Raw genomic sequence first — 11941 nt, forward strand, 5'->3', positions numbered from 1 at the left:
GGGCGGCCAGGGCGGTGTCGCGCAGCGTGACCTCCACCCCCTCCCCGACCGTGGCGCCGGCGATGCCCTTCTCCGTCACCAGGGAGACGTGCAGGCCCTTTTCGTCCTCGCTCGCCCCGGCGAGGCGGCCGGCGAGCTCGCCCACCGTGACCTCCTGCCCGCGCAGGGCGTTCAGCAGCGCCGCGCGCCCGGCGAAATCCTCAGGCCGCAGCGGCAGGCCGCGCAGCGCCGCCTCCGCCAGGTCGCGCGCCGGCAGGCGGATGCCCAGGACGCGCCCGGCCGGGTCGGAGACGGCGAGGCTCTTGAGCAGGTCGTCGACGGAATCGACCGGGACGCGGAAGGAAACCCCCTCCCCGGCCTCCAGCCGCCCGGTGCGCTCGTATTGCGCGATCCCGGCGGAGGACAGCGTCACGGCGCGAACCGGCAGTTCCGCCGCCCCGGCACGCCCCGCCGCCGCCAGGGCGAGCAGCGAGCAGGACAGGAGCAGCGGCAGTTTCCGTGGCATGGGCGGCCTTCCTCGAAAGTCACTTTCGGGGAGGCTTAGACGTCATCCCCCGGGCCGCACAGACTTGAAGAATGGCGCCGCGCTTCCCTGGCACAGACTTGAAGGACGGCGCCGCGCCTTTCGCCGTGTCAGAGATGCGGGCCGGGGCGCGACGGCAGGTGCAGCAGGCGGGCCGCCAGGTCCGCGAAGCGCGAATCCCGGGCCGAGGCCTCCTTCAGGCGGGCCAGCAGCAGGTTGCGGAAGGCCGGCTCGAAGCGGGCCGAGACCTCGGCCAGCCGTGCCCGCATGAAGCGGGCGCGCAGCATCGCCTGGTCTTCCAGCAGCCGGGACCGGGCGGCGGCGGCCGGCGGAAGTTTAGCTGGGCTCCTCATGGCGCTTTCCTGCCGGGCGGCGCGGCCGGGGGCAAGGGGGGCTGCCAACTCCCGGCCCCCGTCCGAGCCTCAGGGCGCCGCGAGGGCAGGGCGCCGGCCGAGCCGCCAGCCGAGCAGCGCCGCCGCCAGCAGCAGCAGGGCGGCGATCAGGAAGGACAGGCCGGGCCAGGGCAGTGCCGAGCCTTCTTCCACCGTGGCGGCGTAGATGCCCCCGAAGAAGAGCGGCGCCACGATCCCGGCGATGCTGACCACGCTCATCACCGCGCCCTGGAGCTGCCCCTGCTGCGACTCCAAGACCTGCCGGGTCATCAGCGATTGCAGGGTCGGCATGGCCAGGGCCCAGAAGGCGTTGGGCAGCAGGGTCAGGGCGAAGAGCGTGCCCGTGGGGGCGAGCCCCATGCCCGCCACGCCCACCGTGCCGCAGAACAGGCCGATCACCATGGTCCTGTGGTCGCCGAGGCGGCGGACCACCGGCCCCACCACCAGCCCCTGCACCACCATGTCCAGCGCGCCGACCGCGGCCAGCAGCAGCCCGACCTGCCAGGGACCCCAGCCGTAGCGTTCCCCGGCATAGAGCACGAAGACCGCCAGGAAGACGGTGTGCCCGAAATGCAGGAGGAAGGTGACGCAGGCGAGGCCCGTGAGCTCCGCCTTCGAGCGCAGCAGGCGCAGCGCCCCGAAGGGGTTGGCGCGGCGCCAGGAGAAGGCCATGCGCCGCTCCGGCGGCAGGGATTCCGGCAGGACCAGCAGGCCGTAGAGGAAGGCGACGCCGCTCAGGCCCCCCGCCACCCAGAAGGGCATGCGCGGCGAGATGTCGCCCAGCACCCCGCCCAGCAGCGGCCCGGCGACGAAGCCGGCGCTGAAGGCGCTGCCGATCAGGCCATAGGCGCGGGCCCGCCCTTCCGGCGCGGTGACGTCGGCCATGTAGGCATAGACGGTGGTGAAGCTGGCCGAGGTGACCCCCGCGATGAGCCGGCCGAGCGCCAGCCACCAGAGGCTGGGCGCCAGGGCCATCAGCACGTAGTCCGCCGCCAGCCCGGCCGCCGAGACCAGGATGGTGGGCCGCCGCCCGTAGCGGTCGGAGAGCGAGCCGATCAGCGGCGAGGCCAGGAACTGCATCCCCGCCCAGAGCGTGACGAAGAGCCCGTTGACGATCCCGGCCCGGGCATTGGAGCCGGAGAACTCCTCGATCAGCACCGGCAGGACGGGGATGACGATGCCCATCGCCATGATGTCGAGCATGGCGGTGACGAGAATGAAGCCGGTCGCGGCCTTGCGGCGCCCGGCGGAGAGAGTGACCTGCATGGCATGTCCTGTGCGGCCGCCGTCGCCTGGCGCGTCATGGGGCGCGGCGTGGCGGCGGCCTGTGCGGAGATGGTCGGGACCGGCCCTGCCCATGCCGGATTCGGCGCGGGCGGGGATGGCGGGGATCGGTCAGGCGAAGGGCCTGATCCGGCGGGAGGGCGTCATGGGGGATTGCCGGGAAGGGTTCATGCGGGGCGGCGATGCCGTCATCGGACCGGCTACGATGGACGTGGCCGGGGGGAGCTGCCGAAGCGCTCCGATCAGCGGGTTTCCGCGATCTCCGACATGATTCCGTTCCTCCTGGAGCCGCGGCGGAACCGTCGCGGCGGGACGATGCCTAGGACGGCGAGGGAAAGCCGTCAACGGAAAGATCGGTGGCATGGGGCGGGCGCCGGCCCGGCATCCGCGGGCCGCCTCCCCTTGCCCCTTCCTTCCGGGGCGTGTTTCCTGTGCCGCAGAAGCGCCGAGGCGCCGCGCCAGTCCCGGGCTCGATCCCTTGCTTACGGTGGAGCTTCCCGAACCATGTACCGACGCACCCTGCTGGCCGGGGCCGCGGCCGCCGCCGTCATGCCGCGCCCGTCGCTGGCGCAATCCGCCGGCTCCCGTGTCCTGACCTACGTGCCGCAGGCGGATCTGACGGTGATCGATCCGGTGGTGACCACCGCCTATATCACCCGCACGCATGGGCTGATGATCTGGGACCAGCTCTACGGGCTGGACGCGCAGCTCAAGCCGCAGCCGCAGATGGTCGAGGGCCACACCGTCGGGAACGATGGCAAGCTCTGGACCTTCCGCCTGCGCGAGGGGCTGAAGTTCCATGACGGCGAGCCGGTGCGCGGGCGCGACTGCATCGCCTCGATCCGCCGCTGGGCGCAGCGGGATTCGCTGGGCGGCGCGCTGATGGCCCGCACCGAGGAGATGAGCGCGCCCGACGACCGCAGCTTCGTGATCCGCCTCAAGCGCCCCTTCGGCGCGATGCTGGACACGCTGGCCAAGGTCGGCCCGCCCGCGCTGCTGATCATGCCCGAGCGCCTGGCGCAAACGGACCCGGCGGTGCAGATCAAGGAGGTGATCGGCTCCGGCCCCTTCCGCTGGAAGGCCGACGAGCGCGTGGTCGGCGCCCGCGTGGTCTATGAGAAGAACAAGGACTACGTGCCGCGCGGGGACGGCACGGTGGAATGGGGCGCCGGGCCGAAGATCGTGAACTTCGACCGCGTCGAGTGGAACGTGATGCCCGACCCCGGCACCGCCACCGCCGCGCTGCAGAACGGCGAGGTGGACTGGTGGGAGAACCCGCCGAACGACCTGCTGCCGATCCTGGAGGGCAATCGCGGCATCCGGACGGAGGTCGCCACGCCGCTCGGCACGCTGGGCACCGGCTGCTTCAACCATCTCTTCCCGCCCTTCGACAAGGCAGCGGTCCGCCGCGTCGTCCTGCGCGCCATGTCGCAGGAGGATTTCATGACCGCCGCCGCGGGCACCGACACGTCGCTGTGGAAGGCGGGGATCGGCATCTTCACCCCGGGCTCGCCGATGGCCAACGACACCGACCTGTCGGTGATCACCGGCAAGCGGGACATGGCGGCGCTGAAGCGCGAGCTGGCCGAGGCGGGCTACAAGGGCGAGCGCGTGGTGCTGATGGCGCCGAGCGACAACCCCGTCCTCGCCGCGCTGGGCGAGGTCTGCAACGACCTGCTGCGCCGCCTCGGGATGAATGTGGACTATGTCGTTTCCGACTGGGGCACGCTGGTGCAGCGCCGTGCCAGCAAGGATTCCCCCGAGAAGGGCGGCTGGAGCATGTTCAACACCACCTGGGCCGGACTCGACATGGTGAACCCGGCGGTGACGCAGGTGCTCCGCTGCGGCGGCGGCAGGAGCGGCTTCTTCGGCTGGCCGGACATCCCGGAGATCGAGCGGCTGAAGGAGGCCTGGCTCGACGCGCCGGACCTGGAGACCCAGAAGAGGATCGCGGGCGACATCCAGCGCGTGGCCTTCCAGGAGGTGCCGTTCCTGCCCACCGGCCAGTATCTCTACAAGACCGCCTATCGCAGCAATCTCCGCGACGTGCCGAAGGGGCTCTTCGTCTTCTGGGGCATCAAGCGCGCCTGAAACCGGAAAAGACACGATGACCGCGTTCGAGAGAATCAAGGCCTACCAGCCCGAGCTGGAGGCAATTCGCCATGACCTGCACATGCATCCCGAGCTGGGGCTGGAGGAGCACCGCACCGCAGACATCGTGGCGCGGAAGCTGGAGGAATGGGGGATCGAGGTGCATCGCGGCGTCGGCGTGACCGGCGTCGTCGGCGTGCTGCGTTCCGGCAACGGCGCGCAGTCGATCGGCCTGCGCGCCGACATGGACGCGCTGCCGATGCAGGAGATGACGGACCTGCCCTATGCCTCCACCGTGCCGGGGAAGATGCATGCCTGCGGCCATGACGGGCATACCACGATGCTGCTGGGCGCGGCGCGGTATCTGGCCGAGACGCGGAACTTCAACGGCACGGTGAACTTCATCTTCCAGCCGGGCGAGGAAGGCTGCGGCGGCGCGCTGGCGATGCTGGAGGACAAGCTGTTCGAGCGTTTCCCCTGCGACCGCATCTTCGGCATGCACAACCACACCGGCATGGCGGTCGGCACCTTCGCGGTGCGCAACGGCCCGGCCATGGCGGGCGGCGCCTTCTTCGACATCACCATCGGCGGCAAGGGCTCGCATGGCGCGCGGCCGGAGGGCAGCATCGACCCGGTGCTGACGGCCTGCCACATCGCGACCGCGCTGCAGTCCATTGTCTCGCGCAACCTTTCGCCGCGCGAGCAGGCGGTGGTGAGCGTGACCAAGGTGCAGGGGGGCGACGCCTACAACGTCATCCCGCAGACCGCCACGATCTCCGGCACGGCGCGCTTCTTCTCGCGCGAGGTGGGCCAGCAGATCGAGGAGGCGATGCGCCGGCTGTCCGACGGCATCGCCACAGGCTTCGGCGCCACGGCGAGCGTGGAGTGGCGGCTGATCTTCGCCCCCACGGTCAACACGGCGGAGCATGTGGACAGCGTGATCGCGGCCGCGAAGGACCTGGTCGGCGAGGAGAGGCTGACCGTGGGCAAGCCGCCGGTGATGGGGTCGGAGGACTTCTCCTTCATGCTGGAGAAGGTGCCGGGCGCCTATCTGAACGTGGGTAACGGCGAGGAAGGCTTCTCGCCGCACCACCCGGGCTACAGGTTCGACGACGCCTCGATCCCCTATGGCTCCGCCATGTATGCGCGGCTGGTGGAGATGGGGATGCCGAAGGGCGTGGAGGGCTGAGGCGCGGGCGGGAGGCTCAGCCTTCCGCCGTGCCTTCCGCTTGGCGGTCCAGATGCGCCGCCAGGCCCTCCGGCAGCTTCAGCCGGTGGGCCAGCGCCTCCAGATAGGCGCGTTCCGCCGGCTGGTCCGGGTCCACGGCGAGGCGGGAGGCGAGATAGAGCTCCGCCGCCTGTTCCGGCGTGCTGGCGGAGGCTGCGACCTCCGAGACGCCGGCCGGCGCGGCCAGCGCGTCGAAGACGAAGCCCTTGGCCTCGGCATCCAGCCCGGCCTCATCCACCTTCGCGAAGATCCGGCGCTGTTCCTCCGCGTCGATATGCCCGTCCGCCTTGGCGGCGGCGATCATGGCGCGGATGAGCGCCAGTTCGAAGGGCTGGCCGTCCGAGGCCGGCTTCGCGGCGGGGAGGAAGCGCTGCTCCACCCGCTCGGCCTCCTGCGGCGTGGCCAGCGGCGACTGGTGGGGCGCCTGCCCCTTCTGCCAGTTCTCGTAGGCCCGGCTGGCCAGGGCACCGAGCAACGCGGCGCCGCCATGGGTGAGCGCGCGGTTCAGCCCGCTCTTCTTCTTTCCGCCGCCGACCAGCAGGCCCAGCAGCCCGCCCGCCGCGCCGCTGGCCGCGAGCCCGCCCTTGCCGGACTGGCCCATCGCCTGCCGCGCGGCATCGGCCAGCCCGCCCAGGGAGCCACCGGTGGAGCCGCCGGAGGAGCCGCCGGTGAAGCCACCGGGCAGGTTCAGGCCGGAACCTCCCGCGGAGGTGCCGCCCGGACTGGTCCAGGGCGAATTTCCGCCCTGCCCCGGCGCCGGCTCAGGGCGGCGTGCCGGCGTGGAGCCCCCGGCCATCTGGCGCAGCGCCCCGGCAGCGGCGCCCTGGCCGAGAAAACGGTCGAGGAGGTTCTTGGCGTCGATCATGCGTCCCATGTCGGGACCGGGCGCGGCCGCTGCAAGATGGACGATCCTTCATGTGATCGCCCTGTCCCCGGTGGCGGTGTTTTCAGGCGAAGAAATCCGGCCAGGAGGCCGGTTTCGGCGCCGCGCCGCGCAGGCTGGTCTGGATCTCGGCATCCAGCGCCTGAAGGAAGCGGGAACGCTGCTTCGCGCCGAAGCTCCCGTGTCCTCGCGTTTCCACGCCGAGCTCCCGGAGGTGGCGCGAGACCTCCCGCCCCGCCAGGGCCTGGCCGATATTGTCCTCGTTCCAGACGGTGCCGCCGGGCGCCACCGCCCGCGCCCCTGCCTTCAGGCAGCGGGAGGCCAGCGGGATATCGGCGGTGACGCAGACATCGCCGGGGCGGATATGCTCCGCGATCCAGTCATCGGCGGCATCCGCGCCGGCCTCCACGATCACGCGGCGGATGTCCGGCGATTCCGGCAGCCGCACCCCGCGCGCGCCGTTGGAGACCACATGCGTCACCAGCCCGAGGCGCGCGGCGGTGCGGAAGACCTCGTCGCGCACCGGGCAGGCATCGCCGTCCACGAAGATCTCGGGCCTTTCCGTCATCCTCAGGTGCCCAGCGTCGCGCCGCCATCGAGCCGGACGATGCAGCCGGTGAGATAGGCGGCCTTGTCCGAGGCCAGGAAGGCCGCCATCGGCCCGTACTCGTCCGGCTCGCCCATGCGGCCGGCGGGGATGGTCTTCGCGCGGGCCGCGATCACCTCGTCCAGGCTCTTGCCGCTCTTCTTCGCCGTCGCTTCGGCGGTTTCCGTCGTGCGGGCGGTGCGGAAGGCTCCAGGGGCCAGGATGTTGCAGGTGATCCCCTCCCCCGCCACCTCGGCCGAAAGGGTCTTGCTCCAGCCCGCCAGTGCGGCGCGCAGCGTGTTGGAGATGGCGAGGTTGGCGATCGGCTGCTCGATCCCGATGCTGCCCACCGCGATGATCCGGCCCCAGCGGCGTTCCCGCATCCCGGGCAGGAGGCGGTTGGCGACCTGGATCGGCGAGAGCACGGCCGGGCGGAACCAGGTCTCCAGCATCTCCGGCGTCAGCCCCAGCGCGGTGCCCGGCGGCGGGCCGCCATGGTTCAGGAAGAGGATGTCCACCCCGCCCAGCGCCGCCAGCGCGCCGTCGGCCAGGGCATCCATGTCGGCTGCCTTCGCGACATCGGCGGGGATGCCCACGGCCTTGGGCGCACCCAGGGAGCGCAGCGAATCGCAGGCCTTGTCCAGGCTCGCCTGCTCGCGCCCGGAAATGGCGAGCGCCACGCCCTCCGCCGCCAGGGCCTCCGCCACCGAACGGCCGAGGCCCTTGGAGGCGCCCATCACCAGCGCCCGCTTGCCCCGCAGACCGAGATCCATCGGCTTTTCCCTTCCCGTCAGGTTTCGCCCGGAAGCTGGACCGCCGGCCGGCCCAAGGCAAGCTGCCGCCCGGCCTGGAACAGGGCAGCCGGCGAGTCCATGCTGCGCGCCGGACTTTCCGGGAAGGAACCCGCCATGGCGAAGCCCAGCATCCTGCTCACCCGTCACTACCCTCCTGCCGTGATGGAACGCGCGGCGCGGGACTATGCCTGCGTGACGCGGGCGGAGGATGGCGGGCTGACCGGGGCGGAGCTGTGCCGCCTCGCGGCGGGGGTGGAGGGCATCCTCTGCGCCGCGGGCGACCCGATGGACGGCGCCACCATCGCGGCCCTGCCGGACAGCGTGCGGGTCCTGGCCACCTTCAGCGTCGGCACCGACCATATCGATCTGGAGGCCGCGCGGCGCCGGGGAATCGTGGTGACCAACACCCCCGACGTGCTGAGCGTGGCCACGGCGGAGATCGCCATACTGCTGGTCCTGATGTGCGCCCGCCGCGCCGGGGAGGCGGAGCGGATGGTGCGGGCGCGGGAATGGGTCGGCTGGTCGCCCACGCAGCTCCTGGGCGTGACGCTGGAGGGCAAGAGGCTCGGCATCCTGGGCATGGGGCGCATCGGCCAGGCGCTGGCCCGGATGGCGCGGGGCTTCGGGATGGAGATCCACTACCGCAACCGCGGCCGCCTCGCCCCGGAGCAGGAGGAGGGTGCGGTCTTCCATGCCACGGACGAGGCCTTCCTGGGCACGGTGGACGTGCTGTCCATGCATATCCCGGGCGGCGCCGCGACGCGGAACTGGCTGGACGCGGGGCGGATCGCGCAGCTCCGCAAGGGCGCCATCGTGGTGAACACGGGCCGGGGCAGCACGGTGGACGACGCCGCGCTCTGCGCCGCCTTGCATTCGGGGCACCTGCGCGCCGCCGGGCTGGATGTCTTCGCCGGCGAGCCGCGGATCTTCGAGGGCTATCATGGCGCGCCCAACGTCACCCTGCTGCCGCATCTGGGCAGCGCCACCGAGGAGACGCGCGACGCCATGGGCTTCCGCTGCCTCGACAACCTCGACGCGTTGCTGCGGCGTGGCGAGGAGCCGCCGCACCGGGTGGCATGAGCGGAGCGGACCGGGAAGGGCGGTGGCGGAGGCGGGCACGCCATTCATGACAGATCCGCGGCATGAATCCGCGGTCCGGGGGCTTGCCCTGCCTTCCGGGCTCGGCTATCCGCCCCGTCATCGGACAGGTGGCCGAGTGGTCGAAGGCGCGCGCCTGGAAAGTGCGTATACGTCAAAAGCGTATCGTGGGTTCGAATCCCACCCTGTCCGCCATTTCAGTCCGCCTCTGGGCACGCCAATCGCCGCCGATTGCCGCCCTTGGCCAGCAATAAGCGTCCTTAGCAGCTCCGTCTTCGATCCCATGATGCGGATTGCATCGTCCGCGACCTCGACACGCTGCGCAAGAGCGCGCAGATGATCCCGCCGATAGCCGCCTTCGCTGCCCCTGACGCGCTCGCGCGCACGACGGGCAAATCCTTCGATTATCGCCGGGCTGAGGGCGCTGTGACCTGGACTTTCGAGCAGAGCTTGCGCCCGGTCGGCATCGGCCCGCGCCTGATCGCGGATGATCTTGAGACCGGCGATGCGCTCCTTGAGTGCCGGATCGTCCAGATCGGCGACGCCCGCTTCAATGGCGTCGTAGAGCCGCTTGAGACGCTGTTCCGATTCGGTCGCCTGCCGTTGCAAAGAGGCGATATGTTCACGGCGACGTTCGGCCTGATCCTCACGGCGGCCAAGGACGCTGCCAAGCAGCTTCTCCAACCGGTCGGGATCGAGCAAGCGTTCCTCGATGTGGCTGACGATCATGTTATCGAGCTTGTCCATGGGGATCGCACGGCCCTTGCAGCCGGTCTCGCCCTGCCGTGCCTTGATCGAGCAGGCATAGTAGCGGTAGCGGCCGCCCTTGCCGGTGCGGATGGTCATGGCTCCCCCGCAATTGCCGCAATAGCAGATACCAGTCAGCAGGGTCGGCCCGATCACGACGCGAGCTGACAACTCGGTCTTGGGGTTGCGGGCCTGTAGGAGTTTCTGCACCGCCTCAAACGTCTCGGTATCGATCAGAGGCGGAACCGGAACGGTGATGACTTCCTCTGCGGGCTTCAGCTCCTTCGATTTGCTGCGCTTGTTGAACTGATGCTCACCAATATAGGTGCGCCGGGTCAGGACGCGGTGAACCTGACCGATGCCCCATCGCCCGCCGTCACGGGTGAAGATGCCCTTGCTGTTGAGATATTTGACGATCGCCTTCACGCCCATCTGGCCGGATGAGCCTTCGCCTTCCAGTGCAAGGCGATAGATCAGCCGGATCGTCTCGGCGTGCAGCGGATCGATTTCGAGCTTCTTCTTGACCTTCGCACCACGCTGCTCGGCCGCGACGACGCGGTAGCCGATCGGCGGCAGCGAGCCGTTCCAGAAGCCTTGGCGCGCGTTCTCCTTCAAGGCGCGCATGACGTGCTTGCCGTTCTCCTTCGACTGGTATTCGTCGAAGAGCGCCATGATCCGCCGCATCATGTCGTGTATCGGATCGTCGCCCAACTCCTGCGTGATGGAAACGAGCCGCACACCGTTCTTGGCGAGCTTCCGGTAGTAATATTCCATGTCGAAAGCATCGCGGAAGAAGCGCGAGAAGCTGTGAACCAACACCACGTCGAACGGCGCGGGCTTCGACGTGCCTTCCTCGATCATGCGCTGAAACTCGGGCCGACGGTCGTTGGTCGCGGTGTTGCCTGGCTCCACGAAGATTTCGACGAGCTGGTAGCCGCGCGCCGCGCAATAGGCTTCGCCCTGCTTGCGCTGGTCGGGGATCGACACGTCATGCTCGGCCTGCCGCGCTGTCGAGACACGCAGGTAAAGGGCCGCCCGCAGGGCGACATTGGGAGATTGTGCGTTCACTTGCGGGCTCCATTGGACTTGTGCCGCTCGATCAGGGGCAAGACCAGCTCCACGCGATCATGAATGACCTTGGGGATCAGCTTGAGCCCTTTGCCCTTCTCAATGCGGACAAGGCCGAAGCTCTCCATTTTCTTGAGGGTGCGCGAGACGTTGGGCGTCGCACGTCCGGTGATCTTCGCCAGTTCCTCCAGCGAACCTGGCTCCTGTTCGTAGATGATGCGCAACAGCTCTCGATTGCTCGCGGAGAGAAGTCGGGCGAAGGACTCGGTGGATGTAAACCAAACGGTCGGCTCGCCCGGTGCCGGCTTTTCATCACCGCGCGCAATCCGCACGGTGCGGGCGTTCATTTCTTCCGGTTCGGCGATGCCGACTTTCAGCGTCGTCACGGCAAATTTCCCTGTTTGCATCAGGGCTTATCCTTATCATTGCAAGATAATGTTTTCAAGCCTTTTGGAAGTTTCAACGGGCCGAACATTTCGTCGAAAACATCGGCGAACCAGCGCTCGAACACTTGGATCTCGGCCTCGGTGATCGGCACTTCATCGGGCCAGTCGTCGATGACAGGCAGCTTCTCTACATCGAATACATGGGGCGGGCTCCCACGCGGCGGGCTGATGCGCGGCGCGGGATCGTCGCTATAATCGTAAAGATCATCTGGTAGCATTCTGGGGGCCGGCTGGTGTGGGCGGCCCCGTTGGGCGCGGCGGCGTTCTGCACACATCGAATCCTCCGTAGTTCTCTGGATTCCGGTGGCTGGAAGCCCGGAATTAGGCGAAGCATGGAGGGGGACCGGCGGTGTGTAGCGTGCCGCATTCGCGCTACGGCGCTGGCGGCACCCGTGGCATTCGGCCGCTAGGCGGTCAGGTTTTGAATTTGAAATCCTATACCTGAATTAGGATTGGTCGAATTCCCATTATTTCAGGAAAGTCGACATAGCGCCTGAAGCCAGCCTGTAGGGCGGCCTTTTCCCACTGTGCGCTGCTGAGAAGCGGATGGAGCAAGCGAGACGACGCGATAACCCGCACCTGCCAACGCCTGGATCTGATGGCGCCACGAATACGAGGACTCAGGGAAACCGTGGCACAGAAGCACCAGTGGTCCGGACTCGCCGCCGATCCGCACGTGGATAAGCTGACAATTGGCTCGAACGGTCCGCTGCTCCAAATCGTTGAATGTCATTGTCGTTTGCCTCTGTGAATGTTCGAAGCCTCGGTCCCGAGTATTCTCCCGGATGACGAGCGTCGGTG

Annotated in this window: 11 protein-coding genes, 1 tRNA gene and 2 pseudogenes; 4 read left to right on the forward strand and 10 right to left on the reverse strand. The window is 69.1% G+C overall.

Annotated elements, in window-relative coordinates:
- The 3 genes and pseudogenes from ROTAS13_RS02155 to ROTAS13_RS02160 form a co-directional block, all read right to left on the reverse strand.
- A pseudogene (locus ROTAS13_RS02155) lies at positions 1 to 505 on the reverse strand (hypothetical protein); the annotation flags it as partial.
- A gap of 128 nt (positions 506 to 633) precedes the next feature.
- Entirely contained in the window at positions 634 to 876 is a 243-nt protein-coding gene (locus ROTAS13_RS26000; protein WP_019460129.1) for a hypothetical protein, read from the reverse strand.
- A gap of 69 nt (positions 877 to 945) precedes the next feature.
- Entirely contained in the window at positions 946 to 2181 is a 1236-nt protein-coding gene (locus ROTAS13_RS02160) for a TCR/Tet family MFS transporter (protein WP_075821412.1), read from the reverse strand.
- Between the two features lie 522 nt (positions 2182 to 2703).
- Here ROTAS13_RS02160 and ROTAS13_RS02170 point away from each other — a divergent pair.
- Together ROTAS13_RS02170 and ROTAS13_RS02175 are read left to right on the forward strand one after the other, a co-directional pair.
- The gene (locus tag ROTAS13_RS02170; RefSeq protein ID WP_075821414.1) at positions 2704 to 4290 is read left to right on the forward strand and encodes an ABC transporter substrate-binding protein; all 1587 of its coding nucleotides are present in this window, start codon (positions 2704 to 2706) and stop codon (positions 4288 to 4290) included.
- A 16-nt stretch (positions 4291 to 4306) separates the two neighbouring features.
- Positions 4307 to 5479, forward strand: a complete 1173-nt coding sequence (locus tag ROTAS13_RS02175; protein WP_058389692.1) for a M20 aminoacylase family protein — start codon at positions 4307 to 4309, stop codon at positions 5477 to 5479.
- Positions 5480 to 5495: 16 nt separating this feature from the next.
- Here the strand turns inward: ROTAS13_RS02175 and ROTAS13_RS02180 are convergent, their stop codons facing one another.
- From ROTAS13_RS02180 to ROTAS13_RS02190, 3 genes are all read right to left on the reverse strand, one after another.
- A complete protein-coding gene (locus ROTAS13_RS02180) occupies positions 5496 to 6383 on the reverse strand; it encodes a tellurite resistance TerB family protein (RefSeq protein ID WP_253187621.1) in 888 nt (295 codons plus the stop codon).
- An 82-nt stretch (positions 6384 to 6465) separates the two neighbouring features.
- On the reverse strand, positions 6466 to 6969 hold the full coding sequence (locus ROTAS13_RS02185) for a YaiI/YqxD family protein (protein ID WP_075821416.1): 504 nt from the start codon (positions 6967 to 6969) through the stop codon (positions 6466 to 6468).
- 2 nt (positions 6970 to 6971) lie between these two features.
- A complete protein-coding gene (locus tag ROTAS13_RS02190; RefSeq protein WP_019460122.1) occupies positions 6972 to 7760 on the reverse strand; it encodes an SDR family oxidoreductase in 789 nt (262 codons plus the stop codon).
- 135 nt (positions 7761 to 7895) lie between these two features.
- Here ROTAS13_RS02190 and ROTAS13_RS02195 point away from each other — a divergent pair, with 135 nt between their 5' ends.
- On the forward strand, positions 7896 to 8861 hold the full coding sequence (locus ROTAS13_RS02195; RefSeq protein ID WP_075821417.1) for a D-glycerate dehydrogenase: 966 nt from the start codon (positions 7896 to 7898) through the stop codon (positions 8859 to 8861).
- 122 nt (positions 8862 to 8983) lie between these two features.
- A tRNA-Ser gene (locus ROTAS13_RS02200) sits at positions 8984 to 9074 on the forward strand.
- Positions 9075 to 9650: 576 nt separating this feature from the next.
- On the opposite strand, the pseudogene ROTAS13_RS27960 reads toward ROTAS13_RS02200, so the two are convergent.
- The 4 genes and pseudogenes from ROTAS13_RS27960 to ROTAS13_RS28460 form a co-directional block, all read right to left on the reverse strand.
- Positions 9651 to 10694: pseudogene (locus ROTAS13_RS27960) on the reverse strand (recombinase family protein); the annotation flags it as partial.
- Entirely contained in the window at positions 10691 to 11080 is a 390-nt protein-coding gene (locus ROTAS13_RS02210) for a MarR family transcriptional regulator (protein ID WP_075821418.1), read from the reverse strand. The pseudogene ROTAS13_RS27960 and the gene ROTAS13_RS02210, both read right to left, overlap by 4 nt.
- Positions 11081 to 11100: 20 nt before the next feature.
- A complete protein-coding gene (locus ROTAS13_RS02215; protein ID WP_075821419.1) occupies positions 11101 to 11358 on the reverse strand; it encodes a hypothetical protein in 258 nt (85 codons plus the stop codon).
- Between the two features lie 254 nt (positions 11359 to 11612).
- Positions 11613 to 11873, reverse strand: coding sequence for an alpha/beta fold hydrolase (locus tag ROTAS13_RS28460; RefSeq protein WP_083755365.1), 261 nt, complete (start codon positions 11871 to 11873; stop codon positions 11613 to 11615).
- Positions 11874 to 11941: the final 68 nt, after the last annotated feature.

This window comes from Roseomonas sp. TAS13 (genome assembly GCF_001950415.1).
Taxonomy (GTDB): Bacteria; Pseudomonadota; Alphaproteobacteria; order Acetobacterales; family Acetobacteraceae; genus Roseomonas; species Roseomonas mucosa.

Bases quoted from the DNA above. Each gene is read 5' to 3' on its own strand.
- ROTAS13_RS26000 (WP_019460129.1), bottom strand. From the start codon at position 876: ATGAGGAGCCCAGCTAAACTTCCGCCGGCCGCCGCCGCCCGGTCCCGG.
- ROTAS13_RS02160 (WP_075821412.1), bottom strand. From the start codon at position 2,181: ATGCAGGTCACTCTCTCCGCCGGGCGCCGCAAGGCCGCGACCGGCTTC.
- ROTAS13_RS02170 (WP_075821414.1), top strand. From the start codon at position 2,704: ATGTACCGACGCACCCTGCTGGCCGGGGCCGCGGCCGCCGCCGTCATG.
- ROTAS13_RS02175 (WP_058389692.1), top strand. From the start codon at position 4,307: ATGACCGCGTTCGAGAGAATCAAGGCCTACCAGCCCGAGCTGGAGGCA.
- ROTAS13_RS02180 (WP_253187621.1), bottom strand. From the start codon at position 6,383: ATGATCGACGCCAAGAACCTCCTCGACCGTTTTCTCGGCCAGGGCGCC.
- ROTAS13_RS02185 (WP_075821416.1), bottom strand. From the start codon at position 6,969: ATGACGGAAAGGCCCGAGATCTTCGTGGACGGCGATGCCTGCCCGGTG.
- ROTAS13_RS02190 (WP_019460122.1), bottom strand. From the start codon at position 7,760: ATGGATCTCGGTCTGCGGGGCAAGCGGGCGCTGGTGATGGGCGCCTCC.
- ROTAS13_RS02195 (WP_075821417.1), top strand. From the start codon at position 7,896: ATGGCGAAGCCCAGCATCCTGCTCACCCGTCACTACCCTCCTGCCGTG.
- ROTAS13_RS02215 (WP_075821419.1), bottom strand. From the start codon at position 11,358: ATGCTACCAGATGATCTTTACGATTATAGCGACGATCCCGCGCCGCGC.
- ROTAS13_RS28460 (WP_083755365.1), bottom strand. From the start codon at position 11,873: ATGACATTCAACGATTTGGAGCAGCGGACCGTTCGAGCCAATTGTCAG.